This window comes from Streptomyces sp. NPDC093094, assembly GCF_044754345.1.
Classification (GTDB): Bacteria; Actinomycetota; Actinomycetes; order Streptomycetales; family Streptomycetaceae; genus Streptomyces.
This window is the reverse complement of the sequence record NZ_JBIVOX010000006.1, coordinates 1-26,651: the sequence shown is the minus strand read 5'-3', so window position 1 is coordinate 26,651 and position 26,651 is coordinate 1. Positions and strand designations below refer to the sequence as shown.

Annotated in this window: 24 protein-coding genes and 2 pseudogenes; 15 read left to right on the top strand and 11 right to left on the bottom strand. The window is 73.6% G+C overall.

Features of this window, described 5'->3' with window-relative positions; translation table 11 throughout:
• Nucleotides 1–135 precede the first annotated feature (135 nt).
• From ACIQGV_RS13690 to ACIQGV_RS13665, 6 genes are all read left to right on the top strand, one after another.
• A complete protein-coding gene (locus ACIQGV_RS13690; RefSeq protein ID WP_402494166.1) occupies nucleotides 136–702 on the top strand; it encodes a flavin reductase family protein in 567 nt (188 codons plus the stop codon).
• 199 nt (nucleotides 703–901) lie between these two features.
• Nucleotides 902–1,876: an amidohydrolase family protein gene (locus ACIQGV_RS13685; protein WP_402494164.1), complete on the top strand. Its 975-nt coding sequence runs from the start codon at nucleotides 902–904 to the stop codon at nucleotides 1,874–1,876.
• A gap of 56 nt (nucleotides 1,877–1,932) precedes the next feature.
• Complete coding sequence (locus ACIQGV_RS13680; protein WP_402494163.1) at nucleotides 1,933–3,000, top strand: amidohydrolase family protein; 1,068 nt, start codon at nucleotides 1,933–1,935, stop codon at nucleotides 2,998–3,000.
• Between the two features lie 80 nt (nucleotides 3,001–3,080).
• On the top strand, nucleotides 3,081–3,710 hold the full coding sequence (locus ACIQGV_RS13675; protein ID WP_402494162.1) for a DUF6518 family protein: 630 nt from the start codon (nucleotides 3,081–3,083) through the stop codon (nucleotides 3,708–3,710).
• A 110-nt stretch (nucleotides 3,711–3,820) separates the two neighbouring features.
• Complete coding sequence (locus ACIQGV_RS13670) at nucleotides 3,821–4,774, top strand: YhjD/YihY/BrkB family envelope integrity protein (protein WP_402494160.1); 954 nt, start codon at nucleotides 3,821–3,823, stop codon at nucleotides 4,772–4,774.
• Between the two features lie 164 nt (nucleotides 4,775–4,938).
• Complete coding sequence (locus ACIQGV_RS13665; protein ID WP_402494159.1) at nucleotides 4,939–6,159, top strand: serine hydrolase domain-containing protein; 1,221 nt, start codon at nucleotides 4,939–4,941, stop codon at nucleotides 6,157–6,159.
• Between the two features lie 60 nt (nucleotides 6,160–6,219).
• Here the strand turns inward: ACIQGV_RS13665 and ACIQGV_RS13660 are convergent, their stop codons facing one another.
• The 6 genes from ACIQGV_RS13660 to ACIQGV_RS13635 all read right to left on the bottom strand — a co-directional run bounded on the left by ACIQGV_RS13660 (nucleotide 6,220) and on the right by ACIQGV_RS13635 (nucleotide 12,893).
• Nucleotides 6,220–7,020, bottom strand: coding sequence for a GNAT family N-acetyltransferase (locus tag ACIQGV_RS13660; RefSeq protein WP_402494158.1), 801 nt, complete (start codon nucleotides 7,018–7,020; stop codon nucleotides 6,220–6,222).
• Nucleotides 7,021–7,101: 81 nt separating this feature from the next.
• Nucleotides 7,102–7,722 carry a hypothetical protein gene (locus ACIQGV_RS13655; protein ID WP_402494156.1) on the bottom strand — a complete coding sequence of 207 codons (621 nt, stop codon included), beginning with the start codon at nucleotides 7,720–7,722 and terminating at the stop codon, nucleotides 7,102–7,104.
• Nucleotides 7,719–9,242: an ATP-binding protein gene (locus ACIQGV_RS13650; RefSeq protein ID WP_402494155.1), complete on the bottom strand. Its 1,524-nt coding sequence runs from the start codon at nucleotides 9,240–9,242 to the stop codon at nucleotides 7,719–7,721. Before ACIQGV_RS13650 ends, ACIQGV_RS13655 begins: the two co-directional genes overlap by 4 nt.
• An 89-nt stretch (nucleotides 9,243–9,331) precedes the next feature.
• A complete protein-coding gene (locus ACIQGV_RS13645; RefSeq protein ID WP_402494153.1) occupies nucleotides 9,332–10,015 on the bottom strand; it encodes a response regulator in 684 nt (227 codons plus the stop codon).
• A gap of 23 nt (nucleotides 10,016–10,038) precedes the next feature.
• Nucleotides 10,039–11,592 carry a murein biosynthesis integral membrane protein MurJ gene (gene murJ, locus ACIQGV_RS13640; RefSeq protein WP_402494979.1) on the bottom strand — a complete coding sequence of 518 codons (1,554 nt, stop codon included), beginning with the start codon at nucleotides 11,590–11,592 and terminating at the stop codon, nucleotides 10,039–10,041.
• A 113-nt stretch (nucleotides 11,593–11,705) separates the two neighbouring features.
• Nucleotides 11,706–12,893, bottom strand: coding sequence for a lipid II:glycine glycyltransferase FemX (locus ACIQGV_RS13635; RefSeq protein WP_402494151.1), 1,188 nt, complete (start codon nucleotides 12,891–12,893; stop codon nucleotides 11,706–11,708).
• A 217-nt stretch (nucleotides 12,894–13,110) separates the two neighbouring features.
• Here ACIQGV_RS13635 and ACIQGV_RS13630 point away from each other — a divergent pair, with 217 nt between their 5' ends.
• Nucleotides 13,111–14,313, top strand: a complete 1,203-nt coding sequence (locus tag ACIQGV_RS13630) for an Ig-like domain-containing protein (RefSeq protein WP_402494149.1) — start codon at nucleotides 13,111–13,113, stop codon at nucleotides 14,311–14,313.
• 33 nt (nucleotides 14,314–14,346) lie between these two features.
• Here ACIQGV_RS13630 and ACIQGV_RS13625 read toward each other — a convergent pair whose 3' ends face one another.
• On the bottom strand, nucleotides 14,347–14,808 hold the full coding sequence (locus ACIQGV_RS13625; protein WP_402494148.1) for a hypothetical protein: 462 nt from the start codon (nucleotides 14,806–14,808) through the stop codon (nucleotides 14,347–14,349).
• A 287-nt stretch (nucleotides 14,809–15,095) separates the two neighbouring features.
• On the bottom strand, nucleotides 15,096–16,091 hold the full coding sequence (locus tag ACIQGV_RS13620; protein ID WP_402494147.1) for an Acg family FMN-binding oxidoreductase: 996 nt from the start codon (nucleotides 16,089–16,091) through the stop codon (nucleotides 15,096–15,098).
• A 173-nt stretch (nucleotides 16,092–16,264) separates the two neighbouring features.
• Here ACIQGV_RS13620 and ACIQGV_RS13615 point away from each other — a divergent pair, with 173 nt between their 5' ends.
• Complete coding sequence (locus tag ACIQGV_RS13615; RefSeq protein WP_402494146.1) at nucleotides 16,265–16,801, top strand: MarR family winged helix-turn-helix transcriptional regulator; 537 nt, start codon at nucleotides 16,265–16,267, stop codon at nucleotides 16,799–16,801.
• Nucleotides 16,802–16,823: 22 nt separating this feature from the next.
• On the opposite strand, the gene ACIQGV_RS13610 is transcribed toward ACIQGV_RS13615, so the two are convergent.
• Nucleotides 16,824–17,570, bottom strand: coding sequence for a DUF4142 domain-containing protein (locus ACIQGV_RS13610; protein ID WP_402494144.1), 747 nt, complete (start codon nucleotides 17,568–17,570; stop codon nucleotides 16,824–16,826).
• Between the two features lie 395 nt (nucleotides 17,571–17,965).
• Here ACIQGV_RS13610 and ACIQGV_RS13605 point away from each other — a divergent pair, with 395 nt between their 5' ends.
• Both ACIQGV_RS13605 and ACIQGV_RS13600 read left to right on the top strand, forming a co-directional pair.
• Complete coding sequence (locus ACIQGV_RS13605; RefSeq protein ID WP_402494142.1) at nucleotides 17,966–18,457, top strand: SRPBCC domain-containing protein; 492 nt, start codon at nucleotides 17,966–17,968, stop codon at nucleotides 18,455–18,457.
• Nucleotides 18,458–18,542: 85 nt separating this feature from the next.
• Nucleotides 18,543–18,626, top strand: a pseudogene (locus ACIQGV_RS13600) (cytidine deaminase); the annotation flags it as partial.
• Between the two features lie 4 nt (nucleotides 18,627–18,630).
• Here ACIQGV_RS13600 and ACIQGV_RS13595 read toward each other — a convergent pair.
• A pseudogene (locus ACIQGV_RS13595) lies at nucleotides 18,631–18,804 on the bottom strand (ATP-binding protein); the annotation flags it as partial.
• A 365-nt stretch (nucleotides 18,805–19,169) separates the two neighbouring features.
• Here ACIQGV_RS13595 and ACIQGV_RS13590 point away from each other — a divergent pair.
• Both ACIQGV_RS13590 and ACIQGV_RS13585 read left to right on the top strand, forming a co-directional pair.
• Nucleotides 19,170–19,532: a hypothetical protein gene (locus tag ACIQGV_RS13590; RefSeq protein WP_402494140.1), complete on the top strand. Its 363-nt coding sequence runs from the start codon at nucleotides 19,170–19,172 to the stop codon at nucleotides 19,530–19,532.
• Nucleotides 19,529–21,160: a cation acetate symporter gene (locus ACIQGV_RS13585; RefSeq protein ID WP_402494138.1), complete on the top strand. Its 1,632-nt coding sequence runs from the start codon at nucleotides 19,529–19,531 to the stop codon at nucleotides 21,158–21,160. The genes ACIQGV_RS13590 and ACIQGV_RS13585 overlap by 4 nt, the downstream gene beginning before the upstream one ends.
• A 92-nt stretch (nucleotides 21,161–21,252) precedes the next feature.
• Here the strand turns inward: ACIQGV_RS13585 and ACIQGV_RS13580 are convergent, their stop codons facing one another.
• A complete protein-coding gene (locus ACIQGV_RS13580; RefSeq protein ID WP_402494136.1) occupies nucleotides 21,253–22,059 on the bottom strand; it encodes a FadR/GntR family transcriptional regulator in 807 nt (268 codons plus the stop codon).
• A gap of 226 nt (nucleotides 22,060–22,285) precedes the next feature.
• On the opposite strand from ACIQGV_RS13580, the gene ACIQGV_RS13575 reads away from it, so the two are divergent.
• From ACIQGV_RS13575 to ACIQGV_RS13565, 3 genes are read left to right on the top strand one after another with little or no spacing between them, the layout of a single operon-like run.
• Nucleotides 22,286–23,128 carry a fumarylacetoacetate hydrolase family protein gene (locus ACIQGV_RS13575; protein WP_402494134.1) on the top strand — a complete coding sequence of 281 codons (843 nt, stop codon included), beginning with the start codon at nucleotides 22,286–22,288 and terminating at the stop codon, nucleotides 23,126–23,128.
• Nucleotides 23,129–23,169: 41 nt separating this feature from the next.
• On the top strand, nucleotides 23,170–24,096 hold the full coding sequence (locus ACIQGV_RS13570; protein WP_402494132.1) for a VOC family protein: 927 nt from the start codon (nucleotides 23,170–23,172) through the stop codon (nucleotides 24,094–24,096).
• 25 nt (nucleotides 24,097–24,121) lie between these two features.
• A complete protein-coding gene (locus ACIQGV_RS13565; RefSeq protein ID WP_402494977.1) occupies nucleotides 24,122–25,735 on the top strand; it encodes a bifunctional 3-(3-hydroxy-phenyl)propionate/3-hydroxycinnamic acid hydroxylase in 1,614 nt (537 codons plus the stop codon).
• Nucleotides 25,736–26,651 lie beyond the last annotated feature (916 nt).

Below are 26,651 nucleotides of genomic sequence, written 5' to 3'. Positions count from 1 at the left end.
GGCGCGTCGGCGTTTGGCCGCCCAGCCCATGCCCACCGTCCGGGGCAGGGGTTTCACTCGGGGAAACCCGCCCCGGTCCCGGCGCGTGCGCCGTGGCGCACGCGCCGTCGCGGACCGTCACTCCAGGAGGCCGCCGTGCCCGCATCCACCGCCGCCGCCCCGCCTGCGCCGTCCTCGCCCCCGGACGCCGCCGCCTTCCGGACCGTGCTGGGCCGGGTGCCCACGGCGGTCGGCGTCGTCACCGCCGTCACCCCCGAGGGCCCCGTCGGGGTCACGGTCGGCAGCTTCACCTCCGTGTCCCTGGACCCGCCCCTGGTGGTCTTCTACTGCGGACTGCACTCCGCCACCGCCGCCGCGCTCGTGGAGGCGGGCGAGTTCTGCGTGAACGTGCTCTCGGAGCAGCAGGAACATGTGTGCGCCGCGTTCGCCGGCCGTTCCGCCGACCGGTTCTCCTGCTGCACCTGGCGTCCGGCCGAGAACGGAGCGCCCCGGCTGGACGGGGCCGTCGCCTGGATCGAGTGCCGGGTCGAGGACAGCTTCCCCGCCGGGGACCACCTCGCGGTCGTGGGCCGCATCCAGCGCCTCACCGCGACCACCGGTCCGGAGAACCCGCTGGTCTTCCACCGCGGCCGGCTCACCCGGCTGGACCACGCACGCGACCGGCACGCGCCCACGCAGCGCTTCGACTGGTGGGACGCCTGACCGGCCCCGAGAGGTGCCGCGGCGCCCCGGGAGGCGACCCGGCACATCGCGGGGCACCGTGACGCACAGAGGCGCACCCCGCCCGCCGGAACTCTGAGAAACCCCGGGAAGCCCCGGGAAGCCCCCGATCGGTCCTCGTGCCCCGACGAGGGCCCGTCCCGGGACACCACCACCGACCCCACGGAGAAGAGCCACCCCGATGCCGGCGCCCGACGAGCAGCTCATCGATGTACACGCCCATTTCGTCACCCCCTCCTACGTGGAGGCGGCCGTCGCCGCGGGACACACCCGGCCCGACGGCATGCCCGGCTATCCGCACTGGTCCGCCGAGGAACATCTCGGCCTGATGGACAGGACAGGCATCCGTGCCTCGCTGCTGTCCGTCTCCTCGCCCGGCACCCACTTCGGTGACGACCGCGCGGCCCGTGCCCTGTCGCGCGAGGTGAACGAGTACGCCGCCGCCGTCGTGCGGGAGCACCCCGGCAGGTTCGGCCACTTCGCCTCCCTGCCGCTGCCCGACATCGACGGCTCGCTCACCGAACTGGCCCACGCCCTGGACGTCCTGGGCGCCGACGGGGTCACCGTCGAGACCAACGCGCACGGCACCTACCTGGGCGACGCCCGGTTCGAGCCGCTGTGGCAGGAGCTGGACCGGCGCGGGGCGGTCGTGTTCGTCCACCCGACGTCACCGCGCTGCCACGAGGCCGTGTCCGTCGGCCGGCCCCGCCCGATGCTCGAGTTCATCTTCGACTCGGCCCGTACCGTCAGCGACCTGGTGTTCAACGGAGTCCTCACCCGCCACCCGGACATCCAGTGGGTGTTCACCCACGGCGGGGGCACGCTGCCGGTGCTGGCCGACCGCCTGGAACTCTTCCGCACGGTCTTCCACGACTCCGCCCCCGGCACGCCGCCGGTTCCCGAGCAGCTGCGCGCCCTGTGGTTCGACATGGCGGGAACCCCCTTCCCCCACCAGGTCCCGGCGCTGAGCGCCGCCCTGGGCACCGAGCGGCTGCTCTACGGCAGCGACTACTGCTGGACGCCGGCGGCGGCCGTCGACGCCCAGATCGCCTCCGTGGACGGGGCGCCCCAGCCGCAGGGCGACACCTGGCGGGCCCTCACCACCCGCAACGCGACCCGGCTGCTGCCCCGTCTGGCCGGCCCGAGCAGGACCTGAACCTTCCCCGCCCCCGTCCGCCTTCCGTGCGCAGCATCGTCCTCCGGAGCCCACACATGCCCTCCTCCACCGTCGTACTGAACAACGTCCGGGTCTTCGACGGCACCCGGCTGACCTCCCCGACGAGCATCGCGTTCGCGCGGGGTGCCGTCGTGACCGGGACCCCGTCCGGCGCGGAGACCCTCGACTGCGGCGGGGCCACCCTGCTGCCGGGCCTCTTCGACACGCACGTCCACCTGCTGGCCCCCGACGACCTGGACGCACTCGCCGCGCACGGGGTCACCACGGCCCTGGACATGGCCTGCTGGCCGCACCAGCGCGTCGACTCCTTCCGCGGGCGGGTGCCGGACATCCGCAGCGCGGGCGTCCCGGCCATCGGGCCCGGCGGCAACCACGCCCGTATGCCCGGCATGCCGTCCGAGGCGGTCCTCACGGACGCCGGGCAGGCCGCGCCCTTCGTCGCCCGGCGGGTCGCGGAGGGCGCCGACTACATCAAGGTCGTCATCGAGGGGGACCTCCTAGGCCAGGACGTGATCGACGCCGTGGTCCGTGAGGCCGCGGCGCTGGGCAGGCCGAGCGTGGCGCACGCGTCCTCCGTCGACGCGTACCGCAGGGCGGTCCGGGCGGGCGCCGACATCATCACCCATGTCCCGCGCGACGGTGTGCCCGACGAGGACACCCTCGCGGAGATGGTCCGGCGCCGGCAGGTCGCGGTTCCGACGCTGGCGATGATGGAGGCCAGTTCGGTGATCTTCCCCGCGCCCGAGCAGGCGTACGCCCACAGCCGGGACACCGTCGCCGCCCTCCACGCGGCGGGGGTGCCCGTCCTGGCCGGCACCGACGCGTTCTCCGGGCCCGGACCGATCCCGGACCCGGTGCGCCAGGGATCCGGCCTCCACCGCGAGCTCGAACTGCTGGTGGACGCCGGGCTCACCGAGGCCGACGCGCTGCGCTCCGCCACGGTGCTGGCGGCCCGTCACTTTGGACTGCCCGACCGCGGTGTCCTGATGCCGGGTCTGCGCGCGGACGCGGTCCTGGTCGACGGCGACCCGCTGACGGACATCCGGGCGACCCGCAAGGTCCGCCGCGTCTGGTCGGCGGGAGTCCCGGTCACGCTCCGCTGACCGCCGCGCGCGGGCCGGCCCTTCATGTACACCCACTGTGTATACATGCCGCGTATACGTCGTGTGTATAGTTCCTCGGCATGACTGCTCTGCTTCTGTCCCGCCGGGACACCCCCGCCCCGGTCCTCGCCGCGACCGCGCTGTTCGGCCTGGTGCTCGGCTGGGCCACGTACGCCCTGCACGGCACGGTCCCCTTCCTGGAACGGGCGACCAACTCGGTGTCCACCTGGATCATCTGGACGGCCGTGGCCGGTGCGCTGATCCGCTCGCGGGCGCTCGCCGCCTGGAGCGGGGCGCTGATGATGGTGCTCACGTGCGCCGGCTACTACACGGCTTCCGCGCAGGGCGGCACGTTCGGCGCCGGAGGACTGGGGACCGCCGCCGTGTGGACGGCGGCGGGGCTGGCCGGAGGGCCCCTGCTCGGCTGGGCCGGGTGGGCGGTGCGGCGCGGGCCGATGTCGGCGCGGCCCGTGGCCGGAGCGGTCGTCGCGATGATCCTGCTGGGGGAAGGGCTCTGGCTCGGGCCGACGCTCCACTATTGGGGCGAGGCGACCGTCTTCCTCGCCGCGGGTGCGCTGCTCACCGCGTTCCTGACCGTCTTCCTGGCGCGGGCGGGCGTGCCCCGGTACTGGCTGTGCGCCGTGCTCGCCCCCGTCGGCGGTCTCCTCTTCCACCTCGCCGAGAAGCTGGTGCTCGCCGGCCTCCTCTGACCGGCGGCGCGGCCGGGCCGCCTCTTCGGACCAAGGCCGCGTGTCGCGCGAGCGGCTTCCCGCCCTTCGGGGGTTAGCGTCAGGCGCCCGGCGGTTCACGGTCTCACTCCATGGAGGGCGGCACGGCGAAGATCAACCGGGAGCGTCTCGTCAGGACGCTCACGTTCTGGCTGCGCCCGGCGTTCGCGCTGCGCGTCGTCAACCGCTTCCAGAAGATCGTCGGCTTCGACCGTTCGATGGCTCTGGCGTCGAGCGCTCTCACCGCGCTCGTTCCGCTCGTCATCCTGGCCTGCACCTTCCTGGGCGACGCGGTCGATGCCGATGCCGCGGACCGGATCATCCGGCGCTACGGCCTCAACGGCGCCGGCGCCGACGCGGTCAGGTCCCTGTTCTCCGTGCCCGACGACGCGGAGACGAGCGGCGTGGGCGCCTTCGGGGCGGTCTTCCTGATCATCTCGGTGCTCAGCTTCGCCCGGGCGTCCCAGCGGCTCTTCGAACAGACCTGGGAACTGAAGCCCCTCAGCGTGCGCAACTCCCGCAACGGCCTGTGGTGGATCCTCTCCCTCGGCGTCTACGGCCTGCTCACCGGATGGATCTCCGCCGTCCTGGGCGGCCGCGAACTGGGGCTGGTGGCCACGCTGTGCGACGCGGTCGTGACCGCCGTGTTCCTCGTCTGGAGCGGCTGGATCCTGTCGGCGAAACGCATCCCCTGGCCCGGCCTCGTCCCCTTCGGTGTGACCGCGGCGATCCTCACCGCGCTCTACTCCGTGGGCGCGTCCCTCTATCTGCCGCGGCTGTTCAACGTGTACGCCGACCGCTACGGGGTCGTCGGCGCCGTCTTCGCCCTGCTCTCCGCCCTCTTCGCCGTCATGCTCGCCCTCGTCGCGTCCGCCGCGCTGGGCCGCGAGGTCCGCGAGGAGCTCCTCGGCATCCACCAGGGCCGGCGCCCCTCCGAACACGAAGTCCGCCGCCAGTGGGACACCGTCGTCGAACAGGCCCGCTCCCGCTGGCGCCACGCCCGCGAGGACGCCGCCTCCCGCCGCACGAACCCCCCCGACAGCTGACGCCCTGACGGCTGACGGTCCGCCGGAAGGCCCGCGGGGGAAGCCGCCGGGACGCCGCCGCGGAGGCGCCGCGCCCACCGTCGGCGCAAGTCCGCGGGGCGTCGCCGGGGCGGTGGTACACAGACGTGGCTCCTTACCCCTCGCGAAGTGGACCTCCTATGGACATGGGACGACACCGCCTGCGCACGGCGCTCCTTGCCGCGGCCCTCGTCGCCGCCGCGGCCGCCCCCGCGCTGACCGGGCCCGCCGTCGCCGCCCCCGTTCCCCGCACCGCCGTCACCCTCGGCGCCGCGCACGAACCGCCGTACGCCGCGGAGCTGACGAAGAATCTCCTCGCGCACATGCAGCGGCTCCGGATCCCGGGGGCGATCGTCTCCGTCACCACCCCGCGGGCGGGGACCTGGACCACCGCCCTGGGCACCCGCGACCTCACCACCGGGGAGCCGATCCGCACCGACGACCACATGCGGGTCGGCAGCATCACCAAGACCTTCACCGGCACGATCGTCCTCCAGCTGGTGCAGGAGGGCAGGCTGTCGCTCGACGACCCGGTGGCGAAGTACCGCAAGGGCGTCCCCAACGGGCGGCGCATCACCGTCCGCCAGCTCCTGCAGATGACCAGCGGGCTGTTCAACTACTCCGAGGACCTCGGGTTCAACGAGCGGCTCGACCAGGACCCGACGGCCGAGTGGACCCCCGAGGAACTGCTCGACATCGCGTTCCGCCACCCGGTGTACTTCCCGCCCGGCACCGCGTTCCACTACTCCAACACCAACACGGTGCTGCTCGGGCTGATCGCAGAACAGCTCACCCGCCAGCCGCTGGCGAAGCTGTACGAGCGGCGGATCTTCCGCCCGCTGGGCCTGCGTGACACCAGCTACCACCCCAGCACCACGTTCCCCCGCCCGCACCCGGCCGGCTACCAGTTCATCAGCAACGTCGACAGCCTCACCGCCCCCGTTCTGACCGGCAAGGACGCCGCGTGGGCCGACTGGTCGGCCGGCAACCCCTACGACGTCACCGGCGCGAACGCCAGCTGGGCCTCGGCCGCGGGCGCCGCCGTGTCCACCGTCGACGACCTGCGGCGCTGGGCCCCCGCCCTCGCCACCGGCACCCTGCTGGACGCCCGGACGCAGCGGGAACGGCTGACGTTCGTCCCGACCTCCGACGCCCCCGGCGCGCCGGCCTACGGGCTCGCCATTGCAGACATCCTCGGCTTCATCGGCCACGACGGGCAGATCCCCGGCTTCACCAGCTTCATGGGCTACGACCCCGCGCGCCGCGCCACCATCGTGGTGCTCGCCAACCTCAACCAGTCGCCCGACGGCACGGCACCCGCCAACGAGCTCACCAAGGAGATCATCGCCGAGCTGTTCCCGAGCTGACCCGGACCGCGAGGGCCGCCGGGGCCGCGCCCGAGGAGCCCGGCCCCGAGGGGCGCGGTGTCAGTCCGCGAGACCGTAGAAGCCCATCGGCGAGTTCGGCACGAAGCCGATGCGCGGGTACACCGGCGCCCCGGCCGTGGTCGCGTGCAGGGTGGCACGGGTCAGACCGGTGGCGCGGGCGCCCTCGTGGAGGGCCTTGCGGGTCACCGCCTCGCCGTATCCCCTGCGCTCCCACCGCGGGTCCGTCGCGACGAGGATCACGAAGAGGCGGCCCTCGGCCTCGACCGTCGCGGCGCAGGTGACCGGTACGCCGTCCCGCAGGCCCAGATACGCGTACACCTCGGTCGTCCACAGCGAGGACCCGGCCAGCCCGTCCCGGCCGTGCTCCGGCGGGAACCCGTACGCGCGCGAGTTGAGGTCCGCGTACGCCCGCAGGTGTTCGTCCGTGCTCACCCGCACGAACGTCAGCTCGGGATGCGCGGGGTCCGGGACGGGAAGGAGATCGCCCGCCATGCCGGTGCCGGGGAAGGCGTGGGCGAGTCCGGCCCGGCCGGCCAGCGCGTCCAGCTTCCCGCGGGCGTCCTCGGTGAGCAGATCGTCGAAGATCCACAGGAAGCCCGGCCGGGTCTTCGCGCGCATGATCCCGGCCGCCTGCCGCAGCTGCCGCCCGACGGCCTCCGTGTCCGCGTGGACGTCGGTCAGGGTGACGCAGTTCCAGAACGCGAACCGGGAGTCGGCCCACCGGACGGCGATGCCGGGGAGATCCCGCACGTCCGCGTCCGGATCCCGGTCGAGCACCATGGCCCGCCAGACGACAGCGAGCTGCTCCATCGATTCGACGGCGTCGGCGAGTTCCGTCATCGGTTCCCCTCCCGTGAGCGAGCGGCAAAGAGCCGGCCGGGCCAGCCTATGCGGTGGGTGCGCGGCGGGGGGCCGGTGGCGTCAGTGACGTCGTCTCAGGGCCGGGTCGAGGTCGCAGGTGCCCGACTCCGAGGCGCCGTCCTTTCCTCTGAGGCGCACCGTGACCCGGCCGTCGGAGTCCTGGCTGTAGGCGATCGTGCAGACCAGCTGGCGCACCGCCGTGCGGCGCAGTCCGTCCAGCGCGATGGGCAGGTCGATCGTGACCTGCCCGTCCGACGGGGCCGTCACCTGGACCTTCCCGGCGGTGGGAGCGGCGGGCAGCGAGGTGCGGAGCCCGGCGTGCCGGTCCTCCTGGTCGGGACCGGCGAGCAGCGCGAGGACCACCTTCTCCGTCGGCACCTGCACGTCGCCCGACCCGCTGCCCCATCCGCTGCCCGCCCCGCCGGCGTCCGGATCCACGACGCCAGGCTTGCCGTCCCCGGCGTCGTAGATGACGGTGGTGCCCGCGGACCGGACCACGGGACTCAGGCCGCCGCCGGGCGACTGGAAGAAGAGGAGCATGTCCTGGTCACCGACGAACGCCTGGACGGAGGCGGGACCGCCCGCCTCGATGACGTCGCTCTCCTGGATGCCGCACCCGCCGAGCAGCAGCACCCCCGACGCGACCGCGCCTGCCCGTCGACGCGTCCGCGCACGCCTCATCCGTCGGCCTCCTCCAGGTGGAGCGGTATCTCCACGGTGAAGACGGCGCCGCCCGCGGGAAGGTTCCCCGCGCGGATGGTTCCGCCGTGCAGCCGCACGTTCTCCTGCGTGATCGCCAGCCCCAGGCCGCTGCCCGCCGAACGCGTACGCGCCGCGTCGGCCTTGTAGAACCGGTCGAAGATGTGCGGCAGCACCTCGGGCCGGATGCCGGGCCCGCTGTCGACGACCTCGGTGATCAGCACGGGCGTGCCCGGGGAGCGCGCCTCGACGCGCAGACGCACGGTGACGGGCGCGCCGCCGTGCCGCAGGGCGTTGCCGACGAGGTTGGCGACCACGACGTCGAAGCGGCGGGGGTCCAGCCGGGCGCGGATGCCGGGCGGCAGCTCGGTGCGGATCCGGCCGTCGGTCCAATGCCGGATCTCCAGCGTCTTGCGGATGGCCTCCGCGACGTCGACCTCGTCGGTGTTCAGCTCGGCCGCGCGGGCGTCGAAGCGGGAGATCTCCATCAGGTCCTCGACGAGCACGGCGAGTTTTCCGGTCTCGGTGCTGACCAGACGGACCGCACGGGCGGTGTCGGGGTCGAGGCGGTCGGCGTCCTCGTCGAGGACCTCGGTGACGGCGAGCATCCCGGCGAGCGGGGTGCGCAGCTCGTGGGAGACGTCGGAGGCGAAGCGGCGGGCGCGTGCCTCGGCCTCGCGCAGTTCGCGCACGGAGGTCTCCAGTTTGCCCGCCGACTCGTTGAAGGTGCGGGCCAGATCGGCCAGTTCGTCGCTGCCCCGCACCGGGATCCGGGTGTCGAGTCTGCCGCTGCCCATGCTCTGGGCGGCCTTGCGCAGTTCCCGCACCGGACGCAGCACGCTGCGCGCCGCGATCAGGCCCGGGATCAGCGCGATGACGAGGCCGGGCAGGGCCCCGTCGCGGGCGGCCACCAGGAGCGCGTCGACGTTGACCTGCTCGTCGGTCATCCGCATGACGGCGTAGAGGATGAGCCCGCTGGGCAGCATGCTGCCGGGGCCGGCCCGGAAGACGGTGGGCATGGCGATGGTGAGGTAGGGGACGCCGTCCTTGACGACCCGTTCGAAGCTGCCGTTGGGGTTGGCGTGCGCGGCCCGGCGCAGCTCGGGGGTGATGACGGTGGAGACGGGGTTCTCGCCGGAGGAGGCGCGGAGCGAGCCGTACTCCGCGAACACCACCCAGGGGTGCGGCTTGCCCTTGCGGGCGATGTCCCGCAGCACGAGCTCCAGCCCCTGCTCCTGCACGGGCAGGCCCCAGCCGGTCTGCTGGACCTGGTCGCGGAACGACGAGACCGCGGTGTCCTGGGCGGTCTTCAGCAGCGCGTTGCGGGCCTCGCGGTAGGTCAGTGCGGAGGTGGTGCCCGCACTGACGGCGGCGACCAGCAGGAAGGCGAACACCAGCCGGGTGCGCAGTCCGAACGCCCTGGCCCGCGCCCGCCCCCCGGGGGCGTCGCCGCCGTCCGCGCGGCGTCGTCCGGCGCTCTTCCCGCGGGGCCTTCCCGCCACCTCCGGTCCGGCGGTCCTCGGTCCGGCGGTCCTCGGTCCGGCGGTCCTCGGTCCGGCGGTCCTCGGTCCGGCCACCTCCGGTCCGGCGGTCACAGCGGTCCGAAGCGGTAGCCGAAGCCCCGCAGGGTCTGGATGTACCGGGGGCTGCCCGCCTCGTCCTCGATCTTTCCGCGCAGCCGGGCGACACAGGCGTCGACCAGCCGCGCGTCGGCGTGGAAGCTGTGCTCCCACACGTGCTCCAGCAGCTGCTGCCTGCTGAACACCTGCTCGGGGGCCGCGGTCAGATGCAGCAGCAGCCTGAGCTCGGAGGGGGCGAGCGCGAGCCGCTTGCCCGCCTTCGTGACGGTCAGCCCCGACCGGTCGACGGCCAGTTCGCCGTACACCTCGATCGTCTGCCGGCCCGGACCGGTGCTGTCGATGCGGCGCAGCACGGCGCTGATCCGGGCCTCGATCACCTCGGTGCGGGCGGGTTTGACGATGTAGTCGTCGGCACCGGCCTCCAGGCCGATCACCACGTCGAAGTCGTCGCCCCGCGCGGTGAGCATGATGATCGGCAGCTGGCTCTGCTCGCGGACCCGCCGGCAGACCTGCACCCCGTTCATGCCGGGGAGCATCAGGTCCAGCAGCATCAGGTCGGGGCGGAACTCGGCCAGTGCGGCGAGACCGGCCTCACCGGTCGCGGCCACCCGGACCTCGTGTCCACGGCGGCGCAGACCGAGTTCGACCCCTTCGCGCACGGAAGGGTCGTCCTCGATGAGGAGCACGCGGGGCATGGGCAGTTCTCCCTCGGTGATGGTCAGGTCCGGGCCACTCTCCGGCGTACGCCGGAGAGCAGCGCGTCGAGTTCGGTGAGCCGCAGCGGACGGGCGAGCAGGGCGAAGACCAGCACGACGACGGCCCCTCCGGCGGCAGCGGCGGCCACGGCTCCGGCACGCCCGGCGCCCACCGCGGCCAGGTGGCCCAGCGCGGTGGCGGGTACGGCGGCGACGACGAGCCGTGCGTGGGCTCCGGCGGCGGACGACCGCAGCGGACGGGCGACGGCGAGCCGCCGGGCCAGCACCCGTGCCGTCACCGCCCAGCCCGCGCACAGCGCCACCGAGTACGCCGCCGCCATGCCGGTCACCGCCCAGCGGGCGGGCAGCAGTTGGGCGGCCGTCACGGACAGTCCCGCGTTGAGGACGACGATCACGAGGTTGAGCAGGAACGGCGTACGGGTGTCGGAGAGCGCGTAGAAGGTGCGGGAGAGCACGTACTGGCCCGACATGGCGACGAGTCCGGGCGCGAAGGCCATCAGGATCCCGGCCATGGCCGCGGTGTCGCCGGCGCTGGTCCTGCCGTACCCGAACACCAGGGCCATCACCGGCTGGGCGAGGGCGAACAGCATGCACGCGGCGGGCACGACGGCGGAGGCGGAGGTGCGCAGGGCGTGGGAGACGTCGTGCCGCAGGGCGGCGGTGTCCCCGTCGGCGGCGGCCGCGCTCATCCGGGGCATCAGGGCGGTCACCAGGGAGACCGTGATGATGCCGTGCGGGACCATCCACAGGACATAGGCGTTGTTGTACGCGCTGTATCCGGGGCCGCCGTCGAGGCCCGCGGTGGTGGCCAGCCGGGTGGTGACCCAGTAGGCGGCCTGGTTGGCCAGCACCAGCAGCACCAGCCAGCCGGCCGACCGCAGCGGGCGGGTCAGTCCGCTGCCGCGCCAGTCGAAGCGGGGCCGCCAGCGGAACCGGGCCGCGCGCAGCGCCGGGACGAGGGCGAGGGTCTGCACGGCGACACCGGCGGTCGTGCCCCAGCCGAGCACGGCGGTCTCCGTCGCGGTGAGCGTGTCGCCGCCGCCCAGGGCGAGGGCCAGATACAGGCCGAACACGGCCATGACGACGATGTTGTTGAGGACCGGCGCCCACATCATCGCGCCGAACCGGCCACGGGCGTTGAGCACCTGCCCGAGCAGGGTGAACAGCCCGAGGAAGAAGATCTGGGGCAGGCAGTAGCGGGCGAACGCGGTCGTCATGGACGCCTGCGTGCCGGTGTAGTCGGTGTAGCCGTCGACGATCGCGGGTGCCGCGATCACGGCGGTCGCGGTGATCACCAGCAGGGCGGTCACACAGATCGTGACGAGCCGGTCGGTGTAGGCGACGCCGCCGTCCTCGTGCTCCTTGGCCGCCTTGACCAGTTCGGGGACGAAGACGGCGTTGAGCGCGCCGCCGAGGAGGAGCATGTAGACGATGGTGGGCAGCGAGTTGCCGACCGCGTAGCCGTCGGCGGTCGGACCGATGGTGCCGATCGCCGCCGCGACCACGGCGGAGCGCACGAAGCCGGTGCCGCGGGAGACGATCGACCCCGCGGCCATGACGGCGCTGCTGCGTGCCGTGGAGGCGGTCTTCGTGCCGGTGGTGCCGCCGGGGGACGGTTCGCCGTCCGGCCGGGGGGCGGCGCTGTCCGTGCCGGCCGGAGTCGTGGCGCTCACCGGCGGTTCAGGTACGCCTGGAAGGCGCGGTAAAGCGTCTGGTTGGCGGTGCCGCCCAACGGTTTCTCCCATTCCCCCAGCGTCTCGACGACCTGTCCGCCGGTGCCGAGCTTCCAGCGCATCAGTCCGTACGCACGTTCGTCGGGGTCGAGTGTGGAGGGTACCCCGCGCATGTCGTAGACGTCAGCGCCGAGGGCGTGGGCGTCCAGCAGCATCCGCCACTGCAGGGCGTTGGACGGGCGCACCTCGCGGCGGTGGTCGGCCGAGGCCCCGGTCTGGTACCAGACCCGGCGGCCCACCGTGATCATCGTGTGGGCCGCGAGGATCTCCCCGTGGTGGCGGGCGAGGTACAGCTTCATGCGGCCCGGTTCCTCGGCGTTCAGTGCCGCGTACTGGCGCTCGTAGTAGGCGAGGGAGCGGCCGAGCCGGAAGCCGTCGCGCTGCTCGGTGATGCCCAGCAGCCGGTAGAACTCGGGGAGTTCGGCGGCGCTGCCGACCACCACCTCCACGCCCTCCTTCTGGGCGCGGCGGATGTTGCGCCGCCACTCCTGGTTGAGCCCGGACCACAGGTCCTCGGTGGTGCGTCCGGCGAGCGGCACCCGGAAGACGTGGCGCGGCTGGGCGTCCCCGTCGTCGTCCCCGCCGCAGCGGCGCCACCCCCGCGACCGCAGCCGCTCGGTGACGGCGGTGCCGAGCGGGTCGACCTCGCTGGCGAGCACGTCGCTCAGCCGGCGGCCCGGTCCGGCGAGCGACTTGAGCAGGGGGGCGTCCCAGCGCCGGTACGCGGGCGAAGGACCCATGCGCACGGCGAACACGCCCGAGCGGCGCAGATGGTCCAGCAGCGGGGTGAGCCAGCCGTCGATGTCGGGGTCCGACCAGTCGGCCACGGGACCTTCGGGAAGGTAGGCGAAGTACTTGCGGGTGCCGGGGAACTGACGCAGCAGCACCAGTGCCACGCCGCTCAGCCGGCCCGCCGCCGGATCCGTTCCCCAGCCGAGGAACTGGGCACGCCAGCCCTCCTTGACGTCGGCCCACGAGGGGCACTGCAGAAAGCCGGGGCCGAGTGCCTCGCCGGCGGGGGACGCGAGGAAGGCCCGGTAGATCTGCGGGGTGACGTGCCCCAGGAGAACGGGCCCCTTCCCCGCGCCGGGGACACGGCCGGGCGGTACGAGCAGCGCTGACACGGTCTGTGAGCCTCACTTTCTCCCCGGGTCTGCCGCGGGGACGCAAAGGACTCTCACAGCGGCCCGTGACCGCCCCGCGCGGCGAATGTGACGGGACCATGACCGTTCCTCACCAACCGCCGTCACATAGCCCCGTAGCGGCTGACCTGGACTTTTCCGGCTCTAGAGTCACGATCGTCCGCCAGTTTCCGCGGAGTTGTCCGTCACGGAGGTCCTCATGCACCGCACACGTGTGTTCGCCCATGCCCCGGTACGGGCCGCCGTTGCCGCGGCCCTGCTGGCGCCGCTCGCCGCCTGCTCGTCGGGCGGGTCGTCTGGCGACTCGCCCGCGGCGCGGTCCGACAAGTCCGGCGACCGGCCCGTCACGGTCACGGTCACCCCCGAGGGACGGCAGGCCGCCGCGGGCGAACCCGTCACGGTCACCGCCGCTCACGGCCGGCTCACCTCGGTCACCGTCACCGACGGCGAGGGGCACCGTCTTGCCGGCAAGGTCGTGAAGGGCGGCGGGAAGTGGGTCTCGGACCGCAAGGCCGCGCCCGGCACGTCGTACACGGTCGCCGCGGCGACCCGGACGGAGGGCGGCACCACCGGCAGCGCGAGAGCCTCCTTCAGCACCGCCGAGGCGGACAAGGTCAACAAGGTCGACTGGCGGCCGGGCACCGGCACCACCGTCGGCGTGGCCCAGCCGATCTCCCTCGTCTTCGACAACCCCGTCGGGAACAAGGCCGAGGTCGAGAAGCAGCTCAAGGTCACCGCCTCGGACGGCACCGAGGGGTCCTGGGGCTGGATCCGTGACTACTCGGGCAGGGACCGGGTCGACTGGCGTCCGGAGTCGTACTGGAAGCCCGGGACGAAGGTCACGCTGAACGCCGAACTGAACGGCACCGACTCGGGTCCCGACGGCGGCTGGTTCGTACGTGACTACACGACCGCCTTCACCGTCGGCACCGAGCAGATCGTCAAGGTCGACCTCGACACCCACCGGCTCAAGCTGGTGCGCGACGGCAGGACCGTCCGCGACATCCCGGTCTCCGGCGGCACGCCCGGCGGCGACAAGCGTTCCTGGCGCGGGACGGCGGTCCTCATGGCCAAGGAGGGCACGATCAACATGAACTCCGAGACGGTGGGCCTCGGTGACGCCTACGACAAGATGGTCGACTACTCGATGCGGCTGACCTGGTCGGGCATGTACGCGCATGCCGCCCCGTGGAACGCCGCCTACTTCGGCAACGCCAACCACAGTTCCGGCTGCATAGGCATGAGCGACGCGGACGCCGCCTGGTTCTACGCGCAGGTGCGGCCGGGTGACCCGTTCGAGATCTCCGGTGAGGAGACCAAGGGCGTGGTCGAGCCGGGCAACGGCTTCGGCGCGTGGAACCTGTCGTGGGCCGACTGGCAGAAGAAGAGCGCGCTGCGGTGAGGGAGGCCCCGCGGAGGGGCCTCCCGAAGGGCACTAGGCCGCCAGGACGGGCGCGGGCACCGTTCCCCGCAGCTTCTGCGGTTCCGCGGGCCGGCCGTGGCGGGCGGTGAAGACGTAGAGGCGCAGGACGAGGAAGCGGCCCGTGCCGGCGAGGGCGGACGCGCCGAGGTAGACGGCCTGCTGGGTGAGCATGCCGGGGGAGGGCTGCACGAGGTGCAGGATCCCCGTCGCGGCGCAGGTCGCCAGGTAGGCGACACCGGCCGAGCCCCCGGACTGCAGGTGCTCGCGCCATCCGGCGCGGCGCCCTTCGGCGAAGGTGTGGCGGGCGTGGAGTTCGGTGCACAGCACGGTCGAGGCGACGGTGACGAGCGCGTTGGCGGCCGCCCACGGCAGGGCCGTGGCCAGCATCGGCACCACGAAGCTGCACAGGACTCCGACACCGCCGCCGAGGATCACGAACCGGACGAAGGAGGCCACGGGGCCGGGCGACTTCATGGCGGTCTCCGATGCTCTCCGGCTTGCTCAGCGTTTCCGGCTATGTTTCGTACATTGGAAACGCTACGTTGCGTTCATTGAATCGGCAACGCACTTATTGCAAGTGGAGTGGATTTCAGCAGGTGGAGGCCACTAAATCGTTGCAATGTGAATGGGATTAACGCAACGTTTCTCGATTCGCTCGTTGCAATGATCGACGGGTGAATGCTACGGGGGTGTCGGCCTCGCGGGCCTCGCGGGCCTCGCGGGCCTCGCGGGCCTCGCGGGCCTCGCCGGCCTCGGCCGCGTCAGACGAGGTCCAGGACGTCTCCGGCCGGCCTGCGCGGAGTCGCCTCGCCGGCGGGGCCGTAGCCGAGCCGGATCAGCATGTGCACATGGCCGATCGGCGAGAGCGGGTCGCGGGCCGTGGGCCGCAGCTCGGGCCACTCCAGCGGCTGGGACATCGGAGAGGTGGCGAGCCCGTCGAGGGTCGCCCGCAGGAGCACCCGCTGCATGGCCTGGCCCGCCCGCATCCAGTCCGCGGGCCGGTCCTCCTCGGTCCCGAGGATCACGATCTGCGGCCACTGCTCGAAGCGCGCGGCCGTACGCCCCGCCGTGCGCCGGGACGTGTCGAAGTCGCGCACCGGGGCGCTCACCCCGTACTGCCGGGGACCCAGGGCGGACGACGGGATGCCGTCGGCGGCGTCCTCCGTGCCGTCCGTGCGGCCCCGCGTCCAGCCGGCGATCTCGGTGCGCAGCCCGGCGTCCATGGCCTCGGACAGCTCCGCGTCGTGCACGAGGGTGCGCAGGGTGCCGAGGTGCCAGGGCCCGGGGACGGTCAGATGCGCGCCCTCCAGGAGCGCCGCGCAGCGCAGGCCGTCGAGGACCGGGCCGGGGACGCGCTCCTCGGAGAACGGGTGGCGGCTGGTGTGCCGCAGCCGGAGCGCGGGATGCAGGGCGGCGAGGTCGTCCGGCTCGCCGGGGTCCGTGGCGGGACGCAGGGCGACCTGTGCGAGGAACCACGGATCGTCCGCGTCGGGGAGGAGGCGCACCGACGCGCTCCAGCCGCGCGCGGCGGCACCGACCCGCAGGTTGAACACGGCGGCGGCCACGCCCAGGTGCAGGGCCCGCCGGACGGGGTCGGCGCGGGGCATGGTGCGCGCGGGATCCCCGTGGACCTCGACGGTGTCGCCGCCGGCGCGGTGGAGGAAGCGCCACGGCTGGGCGTTGTGCATCGACGGGGCGGTCACCGCGTCCTCGACGAGGGCGGTCACGAGCGCGGTGCCGGGGACGGTGAGTGCCATGGGACTGTCCTGCCTGAGGGGCGCGTCACGTTTCCTTCTCCACCGTCCACGCGCGCGAGGGTGCCGGGACAGGGTCGAACGGCCCTGTTTCGGGGCCGTCAGGGGTGCGTGTGCGGTGAAATGCGCCTCCGCCCGATGAGGGTGCGGGAAGTGCGGCGAGGTAGAAAGGAGCCATGTCAGAGCGTGAGGCCCCGCCGGGGGCGATGGACGATGTCGACGCGGTGACCCGGGCGGTGCTGACCGCGTCCCGTGTGCTGGTCGCGGTCTCGGCCCGTTCCCTCGCCGCGGTCGAGGAGCGGGTCACGCTGCCGCAGTTCCGGATGCTGGTGGTGCTCTCCACACGCGGGGCCACCAAGCTGGTCACCCTGGCCGAACTGCTCCAGGTCGCGCCCTCCACCGCGATGCGGATGGTCGACCGTCTGATCGCCGCCGGGCTCGCCGACCGCCAGCCCAACCCCGACAGCCGTCGCGAGACCCTGCTCCGGCTCACCGACGAGGGGCGCCGCACCGTCGACGAGGTCACGGCGCGGCGTCGCGGCGAGATCGCGGGGATCGTCGAACGGCTCGCCCCGGACCAGCGGCTGGCCCTCGTCGAGGCCCTCGCCGCCTTCAACGACGCCGGCGGAGAACCCCCGGTGCCCGCGCGGGACGGCGTGGAACCCCACCCGCTGGGCTGGGCCGTGGACCTTCCCGGAACCCGGGACGCCTGAACCGGCCGGCCGGGGCGGGGGCTCAGCCGACGGTGGGGCTGGGCGCCGGTGCCGGGGACGCGGTGTTCACATCCAGGTCCGGGCGCGGCGTGAGCGCGACCACCGGCACGCCGGGCTGGGGCACGGGCGGTGTGAGCTGCTCCTTGGGGAGCTTGGGCGGAGCGGTCTGCTGGAAGTTGACCTGGTCGTAGTTGACCAGCCCGGTCTTCTCCAGGACGGTGATGTGGTCCAGCACCGTGTCGTTGGCGAGGTCCGCCAGCTGCCGCACGAGGGTGTTCTGGGTGCTGGCCCGGATCTTCGCGATCGCCGGGAAGATCTGGCCGTGCGTCACACGCATGATGTTGACCGCCGTGGAGTCGAACTCCGTCCCGTTCCTGGAGGCCGCGGTCGCCACGAACTGCTGCTGCTGCGGAGTGGCCAGGTTGGGCAGGGTGACGCCGAGTTCGGGGGCGATCTGACGGCACATCCTGTCGAGTCCGGCGTGTCCCACGATCAGATGCGCGCCGGCCTCCTTCATCTCCGCCGTCGTCCCGCGCTGCATCGCCAGTTCTCCCAGCGGGTACTCCCACAGCCCCGCCGAGCGGACCTTGACCACGAAGTCGCGGTCCGCCTCGGTCAGGGGCCCGTACCGGGTGTTGGCGATGATGCGGGACGTGTCCGTGGCCGTGTTCTGCAGGCCGATCATGGCCGGGTAGGCGAGGGCGGCGAGGGTGAGCACCATGGCGCCGCAGACGAAGACGGTGCCGACCTTGTTGCGGGAGAGGGGCATGGGGACTGACTCCTGGCGTAGGCGGGCTGTGTCAGGAGGTACGGACGCGCACGCCGGATCAATCATTGCACCAGGTAAATTTTGCATCCGGTCATCCGCGGGGTGCGGGTCGCGGACCTCGGGCATGCTCCGGCAAGTCCGGAAGGCCGCGGCCGGCCCGCCCCTCGGCGGGGCCGGTCCGGGCGGAACGGGCGCGTACCAGGGGAGTCGGGCGTGGCGTACCTTCTTCCACGGGAAGCCGGTGCTCGCCGTGCCGCCGCGGCCGGACGCCCCGCGGCCGGTCCGGCCGTCCCTCGGCGGCCGTGGCGCTGCGCGTCGTCCGGCGGCCGATGCGGCACGGCCGCGCGCCGGACCGCGGAGCAGGACGGGACCGTGAGAGAGGCGGGAGACGGGACATGGCAGCGGACAGGGCGACGGCGGGCGGGGCCACGGCCGACCGGGAGCTGCGCGCCGAGATACGGATCGGCGCGCAGCCGGACGAGGTGTGGCACGCCCTCGCGGACATCCGCGCATGGCCCGGGCGGAGCCCCGAACTGACGGCGATGCTGCCCCTGAAGCCGGGAGGGCTGCGGCCCGGCCAGTGGTACGTCGGCCTGAACCGCCGCAAGGCGGTGCTCTGGCCGACCCGCAACGTGATCGTCGAAGTGGCGCCCGGCAGAACCCTGGTGTGGGACACCAGGACCAGCGGCGCCCGGTGGATCTTCGAGCTGGAGAGCACGCCCGGCGGGACCCTGCTGGTCCACCGTCGCCCCGTCACCCGCCGGCTGACCCTCCTGAGTCGGGTCTTCGCCCGCTTCGCGCTGGGCGGCGGGACGGCGCACGCCGACGAACTGGAGCACGGGATGTCGGAGACACTGAGAGCGATCAAGCACGCGGTGGAAGGCTGAGGCACAGGCGCGACGGCGCACCGGCGCCCGCACCGCCGTTCGCCCCGACATCCCACGAAGGCAGAGAAGACGACCACGCAGTCCCCCCGCGGACCACGACCTCGTCGAGGCCGCCGCGCACGTCGCCCGTACCCGCTGCCGCGGCGACCACCACACCATGGCGGCGGCGCGGGTCAGGGCGTGAGGAGCTGCTCGGTCCAGATGCTCCTGCCCTCGGGGCCGTAGCGGCTGCCCCAGCGGGTGACGGGCTGGGCCACGAGGAACAGGCCGCGGCCGCCCTCGTCGGTGGTGAGGGCACGGCGCAGCCGGGGCCGGGTGTTGCTGGGGTCGCTGACCTCGCAGATGAGCGTGGCGTCAACCCAGGGACACGGACCGGCGGCATGGACTGGGCGCCCAAGTCTGGCGGCCCGTTTGCGCCCGGAGTGCAAGTACAGGGGGCGTCCGCGCAGTTGTGGACGCGATTCGGTTACGACGCTGGCGCACACAGCGACGGATCGCCATGATGAATATGAGCGGCCTGCGGGGCAATAGCCGGGGCACGCTCACCGACGGCTCGCTCTGCGCGTGCGTCTGCCCGCCCACCTCGCGGCACGCACCGGCCCGTCCGTCTCCTCGCCGCCGCGCACCGCTGGAGCGCGCCCGACCGGACACCACGTCGGGCGACCTCGCGCTGACGCCCGGGCGGCCACTTCAACCTGCACGTGGGAGAACCATGAACGCGCTCAACTATGAGCCGCCGCGGCCCGAGCACCGGCCGCCCCGTCCCCCGGAGCACCTCGCGGAAACGGCCCGGGCCGCGCACCGGACGGCGGCTCGCACGACGGCGCGGACGACGGGCCGGTACGTGGGCGCGCACGCCGTCTGCTGGTCGCTCGTCGCGGTGCTTCCGCTGCCGGCCGGTTCCTCGCTCGCGACCCGGGTGGCGGGCGGACTGACGGTCGGGGGCCTGCTGTTCGCCCTGCTGGCCGTGGGCACTCCGCTGTCGTCGTGGTGGCTCCACCGCGCGACCCGGGGGATCACGGAGCGGGTGTCCGCCGGCGGTGCGGACGCCTCCTCGTCCGGGAGCGGCCGATGAGCGCGGGAGCCACCGTCCACACGGCCGCGACCTCGGTGACCGGCGCGGCCCCTCTGGTGGCGTTCTTCCTGGTCGTCAGCACGACTCTGCTGCTGTGCCTGCTGTTCGGCGTCGACTCGGAGGGCATCGACGACCTCTACGCGGCCGGGCGCTCGGTGGGGCCGTGGCGCAACGCGCTGGCGATGACCGGCGACACCATCACCATCCTGCTGCTGCTGAGCCTCACGGGCCTGGTCTCGGTCGCGGGCTACGACGGCGTGGCCCTGGCCGTGGGCACCATCGGCGGCTACGTCGTGCTGCTGGTCCTGGCCAGGCCGCTGCGCAACACCGGCCGCTTCACACTGGGCGACACCCTGGCCGCCAGGTTCGAGGACCGGTCGGTCCGCACGGCGGCGGCCGTGATCTGCGCCGTCGTCTGCGTCCCGCTCGCCGTGGTGCAGCTGACGGCGGCGGGCGGTGCCACGGCCGCGATGCTCGGCCTCAGCGGCACGGCGTCGGCACAGCTGTGCACGGTGTTCATCGGCGCGATGATGGTCTGCGCCGCGGCCCTGACGGGCATGCGCGGCAACACCATGCTCCAGATGATCAAGACGCTGACGGTGTTCGTCTGCATGGCCCTGCTCGTGGTCCTGCTGCTGCGCAGCACCGGATGGAGCCCCGCCGGGCTGCTGTCCGACGCGATCGACCGCAACTTCGACCCGGCGGGCTACTTCACCCCGGGCCAGCTCTACGGCACCGACCTCGCCGGACGGCTCAATCTGGTGTCCGTGCAGGTCACCGTGGTTCTCGGATCGGCCGTCGTGCCCCACATGATCATGCGGGTGAAGGCGGCCCGGCACGGCGGCACCGCGCGGCGTTCCGTCGTCCTCGCCACCGGCATGCTGACCGTGTTCGTCGCGATGGCCATCACGCTGGGCCTGGGCGCGGCGGCCCGCAGCAGCGCCCTGTCCCGGGAGCAGTTCGACCTCCAGTCGTCGACGGCCCTGCTGTCGCTGGTCCAGGAACTGGTCGCGGGACCGTCCGGTGACCTGCTCACCGCGCTGGTGGTGTCCGCGGTCTTCCTCACCGCCCTGACCGTGGTGGCGTCGCTCGCGCTGAGTGCCGCCGCGGCTCTGGTGCACGACCTGTACGTCGCCGGTTTCCGCGGGGGCCGGGTCGCGTCCTCCACCGAGGTGAAGGCCATGCGCTGGACGACTCCCCTCGTGGGGGCCGCCGCCGTGCTGCTGTCGGTGCTGGCGCAGAGCTGGAACATCCAGTTCCTCGCACAGTTCGCCGTCTCCGTGGCGGCGTCCGCGGTGCTGCCGGCTCTGGTGTACGCCCTGTTCTGGAGGAGGTGCACGCGGGCCGGTCTGCTCTGGGCCATGTACACGGGGCTCGTCTCGTGCGCCGTGCTCCAGGTCTTCGGGCCGGCCGTCTCGGGCGGGCCGGGCGCGCTCTTCCCGTCGGCGGACTTCGCCTGGTTCCCGATGGCGACCACGGGTCTGGTGTCCATTCCGGTGGGATTCGCCGCCGGCTGGATCGCGAGTGTCCGCACGGCCCGGACCAGGTCGCCCGAGGACGCGACCCGCTACGCGGCCCTCGCGGCCCGCGCCCTGGTGGACCGGCCCGAGGAGGCCCGCGTCCCCTGACCCGGGCGGACCCGCGCGACCGGCCCCGGCCGGGCCTTCACAGGGAGGCCCGGCCGGGGCTTTGGCGTGGGTGCGGCCGGTTCCCCGGACGGTCAGGGCTGCGCACCGGGCTCCTCCGCGGAGGCGGGGGTCGTGTTGTGCTCGTGGATCAGGCGCAGGGCCTCCTCGCGGTCGCGCCGGTCGAGGGCGTCGACCAGGGCGCGGTGCAGGGCGTGCCGGTCGGTGATGTACTCGCCCAGCGGCTGGTCACCGGTCGGCAGCACCGACAGGGTGTGGGACTCGATCAGGTCCAGCAGGTTGGTGTAGAGCGAGCTGAGCAGCACGTTCGGGCTGATCGCGGCGATCGCGGCGTGCAGCCGCCAGTTGGCGTGGACGAAGGCGACCGGGTCGGCGGCCGTCACGGCGTGCTCCATCGAGGTGATGTGGCGGCGCAGCCCGGCGATGTCGGCCGGTGAGGCGTGCCAGAGGGCGTCCTCGATCAGCAGGGGGTCCAGCGCGTCGCGGATACGGACGGCGTCGGCCACGTCGTTGGCCCGCGCGTCCAGCGCGAGGACGGAGTTGCCGAGCCGGACCATGGGGGACTGCTCGGCGCTGAAGAGACCGCCGCCGGGTCCCGGCTTGACCGTGACCAGGCCGCGGGCCTGGAGCAGGCGCAGTGCCTCGTTGAAGGTGCCGACGGACACCTCGCACAGGGTGCGCAGCTCCTCCTTGGTGCCCAGCCGGGAGCCCGGCGGAACGCTCTCGATCAGCTCGGTCACACGCTGCGCCGCCCGTTCGGCGCGGCCCGACGCCGTCTGCCGGGGCGGGCTCTCGGGCCGCGGACCGGGCCGGCCGGTGCCGTCCGCGGTGGCGGCGCCCGCGGCCGTCGCGTGCGCGGGGCGGTCGGGTGTGGGGGTCACGTCAGCTCCTCAAGATCATCATATTCATCATGTTCAATTTGCTCGGATCCCTTGACGGTGCAGTTCACGCTCACGCAACATCAAGGTAATCATCATGCTGAATTGCTGATGGGTGGGCAAGGGCACCGCTGTCGCTGGCGGTCCGCAAGCCTGCCCCAGCGGTCCGAGCGGTCCTCCCCGACGTGGCATCGGGTGACCCGCCCCCATTCCCTTCGGGAGAATCATCGTGCGTATCGCCAACCTCTCCGGCCGTCTGGCCCTCATTGTCGACGGCAGGGCCGTGGACGTCGAAAGGGCCAGTGACGGCAGTTTCTCCGCCGACCCGCAGAGCGTCTACGAGCGCTGGGAGGTGTTCCGCGCCTGGGCCGCCGCCAGTGAGCTGCCCGAAGGCGTGCCCTTCGACCCGGCCGACCTCGGATCACCGGTTCCCGCCCCCCGGCAGACGCTGGCGATCGGCCTCAACTACCGCGACCACGCCGCCGAATCCGGGTTCGCGGCCCCCGAGGGACTCCCGCCGGTCTTCACCAAGTTCGTCACCAGCATCAGCGGCCCCGTCACCGAGGTGAAGCTGCCCGCCGACGGCCACACCGACTGGGAGGTCGAACTGGTCGCCGTGATCGGCCGCCGCGCCGAGCACGTCGCCGAGGCCGACGCCTGGAGCCATGTCGCGGGCCTCGCCGTCGGCCAGGACATCTCCGAGCGCGTCTCCCAGCTGGCCGGTCCCGTGCCCCAGTTCAGCCTGGGCAAGTCGTACCCCGGGTTCAGTCCCATCGGCCCCTGGCTCGTCACCCCCGACGAGTTCGCGGACCCCGACGACCTCGAACTGCGCTGCACCGTCAACGGCGAGGAGGTCCAGAAGGGCCGCACCCGCGACCTGATCTTCTCCGTCCCCGCCCTGATCGCCCGGCTGTCCGCGGTGCTGCCGCTGCTGCCCGGAGACGTCGTCTTCACCGGCACCCCGGCCGGGGTGGGCCTCGGCCGCGACCCGCAGCGCTGGCTGTCGGCCGGGGACGAACTCGTCAGCACCGTCGAGGGAATCGGCGAACTCCGCCAGACCTTCGTCGCCTGAACCCTCCGGACCGACGGACAAAGGAGTCGAGGAGTCCCCCCATGGCACTGCACCGTCTGACCTCCATCACCATGGGGGTCCCCGACGTCGCCGGCACGGCCGCCTACTACACCGACTTCGGCCTGGTGCCGGACGGCGAAGGCTGGTTCACCACCCGCGACGGCGGACGCCAGCTGCACATCGTCCGCACACCGACCCGCCGTCTGGTGGAGGTCCGCGTCGGTGTCGACACGCCCGACGACCTGGCCCGGGCGGCCGCCCGGCTGCGGAGGCTGGGCGCCGAGCCCCTCGTCGAGGGAACCACGCTGACCGCCCACGACAGGGCCACGGCCGTACGAGCCGTCCTGGAGGTCACGCCCCGCGTGGTGCAGGAACCCGTCGCCGCGGCCCCCGCCAACGGACCCGGCCGCGCCGACCGCACCGGCGCCCGCGCCGCCGGCGTCCTGCGCACCGGCCCCGTACAGCCCCGCAAGCTCGGTCACGCCGTCCTCGGCACCACCGACCTCGGCACCACCGCCGCGTTCTTCCGCGACGGGCTGGGCTTCAAGGTGTCCGACCACATCAAGGGACACGGTGTGTTCCTGCGCTGCTCCACCGACCACCACAACATCCTGGTCCTCGCCGCGCCGGTCGCCTTCCTGCACCACACCTCCTGGCAGGTCGACGACGTCGACGAGGTCGGCCGCGGCGCCGCCGCGATGCTGGAGGACCACCCCGAGCGGCACGTCTGGGGCCTGGGCCGCCACCACGCCGGCTCCAACTTCTTCTGGTACCTCAAGGACCCGGCCGGCAACTTCAGCGAGTACTACTCCGACATGGACTGCATCGTCGACGACCAGCTGTGGACGCCGGAGGTCCTGGAGGGCGCCAGGGGACTGTTCAACTGGGGCCCGCCGCCCCCGCCGTCGTTCCTCGCCCCCGAGGATCTCGCCGCCCTGATGACCGGCACGCACAGTGAGTCGAGGTAGCACCGTGACGAGAAGCCCTTCGAAGATGTACGACGTCGCCGTCGTCGGCTTCGGCCCCGTGGGCCAGCTGCTGGCGCTCCTGCTGGGCCGGGCCGGCCACGACGTCATCGTCCTGGAGCGCTGGCCCCGCCCCTACGAGCTGCCCCGCGCCGTGCACTTCGACCACGAGATCGGCCGGATCTTCCAGGCCGCCGGAGTCGCGGAGGAGGTGCGCGCGGTCACCGACCCCGTGCCCGACTCCTACGAGTGGCGCAACGCCGCCGGCGAACCGCTGGTGCGCATCGACTGGTCCGGCGACGGCATCTCGGGCTGGCCGACCGCCAGTTTCTTCGGCCAGCCCGAGCTGGAGGCCGTCCTCGCCGGGGCGGCCGAGAGCCTGCCCACCGTCACCGTACGCCGCGACTGCGAGGTCACCGACCTCGAACCCGGCGACGACCACGTCCGGCTGACCACCGGCCGGGGCGCCGGCGCGGGCCAGGTCCGGGCACGGTACGTGATCGGAGCCGACGGCGCGAACAGCTTCGTCCGTTCCGGGATGGCCACGTCCGTCACCGACCTCGGCTTCTTCCACGACTGGCTCATCGTCGACGTGGTACCGCACGAGCGGGCCGAATGGTCCCCGATGAACTGGCAGTTGTGCGATCCGCAGCGGCCGACGACCATCGTCTCGGGCGGCCCCGGCCGGCGCCGCTGGGAGTTCATGAGGCTGCCGCACGAGAGCATCGGCGACCTCAGCTCCGAGGAGGCGGCCTGGCGTCTGCTGGAACCGTGGGGGCGTACACCGGAGAACACCACCATCGAACGGCACACCGTCTACACGTTCCAGGCGCGGTGGGTCGACCGGTGGCGCGAGGGACGGCTGATCCTGGCGGGCGACGCCGCCCACCAGATGCCGCCGTTCGCGGGCCAGGGCATGTGCTCGGGCCTGCGGGACGCGCTCAACCTGGCGTGGAAGCTGGACCTCGTCCTCGGCGGACAGGCCGACCCGGCCCTGCTCGACACCTACACCTCCGAGCGCAGCGAGCACGTCCAGCACGCCATCGGGATGTCCCTGGCCCTGGGCCAGGTCATCTGTGTCCTCGACCCCGACGCCGCCGCGGCCCGGGACGCCCGGATGACCGCCGCGGGCGCCGACCCCCGCCACGCCCTGCCGCCGGCCCCTCCGCCGGTCCTGGGCGACGGTGTCCTCCAGCGGGCCCCCGACGGCAGCCGGGCCCGCGGCGTCGGCCACCTCACCCCGCAGTTCGCGGTCACCCACCGGGGCCGCACCGCCCTGCTGGACGATCTCACCGGCGGCGGGTTCACGGTGCTGACCGACGGCACCGCCCCGCTCGACGCGCTCGACGCCCCGGAACGGGCCTTCCTCGCCGCCATCGGCGCCACGCTCGTCCCCCTCCACGCCGACGGCGCCCCGCCCGAGGGATACCAGGACGCCCCCGGCGGCTATCTGTCCCACCTGCGCGAGCACGGTCACGCGGCCGCCGTGGTCAGGCCCGACTTCTACCTGTTCGGCGCCGCGGCCGACGGAGCCGGGCTGAAGGAACTCGTCGGCCAGCTGCGCGAGCAGCTCCAGCAGCCCGCCGGCGCCGCCGACCGCCGCCCGGTGCCCGAGTCCCTGACCACCGTGGCCGAACAGTAGGAACCGGCCCCCGCGGACAGGAGCGCGGCAGCCGCCGGCAGCGGCGGCCGTCACGGGCAACCCGCGGTGCGGGCCACCGCACCGCGGACGATCCCGGACGGCAGCGACGCGGCCCACCGCAGCCGGCGGTGTGCGCGCCCGCACAGCCCGCACGCCGTCACGCCCGGCCCCCACGAACCGGCCGCAGCCCGGCCCACCGGCCCACCGCCCCACCGGCTCACCGCCCCACCGGCTCACCGGCTCACTGGCTCACCGGCTCACTGGCCCGCTGGCCCGCTGGCCCGCCGGGCCACCCGGCCCACCGGCCCACCGGGGCCACCGCCCCACCGGCTCACCGGCTCACTGGCTCACCGGCCCCCCGGCCCACCCGGCCCCCCGGCCCACCCGGCCCACCGGCCCACCCGGCTACCCGGCCCACCCGGCTACCCGGGCCACCGGCTCACCGGCTCACCGGCTCACCGGCCCCGGGCCCCCGGCCCCCCGGCTCACCGGCTCACCGGCTCACCGGCCCCGGCCCCCGGCTCACCGGCTCACCGGCCCCGGGCCCCCGGCCCCCCGGCTCACAGGCCCGCCGGGCCACCCGGGCTACCGGCCCGCTGGCCCCCCAGGCCACCGGGGCCACCGGCCCACCCGGGCCACCGGCTCACCGGCCCACCAAGGCCACCGGCCCACCCGGCCCACCGGCTCACCGGGCCACCGGGCCACCAGGGCCACCGGCTCACCGGGCCACCAGGGCCACCGGCTCATCGGGCCGCCGGGCCACCCGGGCCGCCGGGCCGGGTGCATCCCCGGTCGTGGGGGGGGGGGCCGCGCGGGGGGGGGGGCCCGGCCCCCGGGGGGGGGGCCCGCCCGGGGGGCCGGGGGGGGGGGGGGCCCGCGGGGGGGGGGGGCCGGGGGGGGCGGGGGGGGGGGGGGG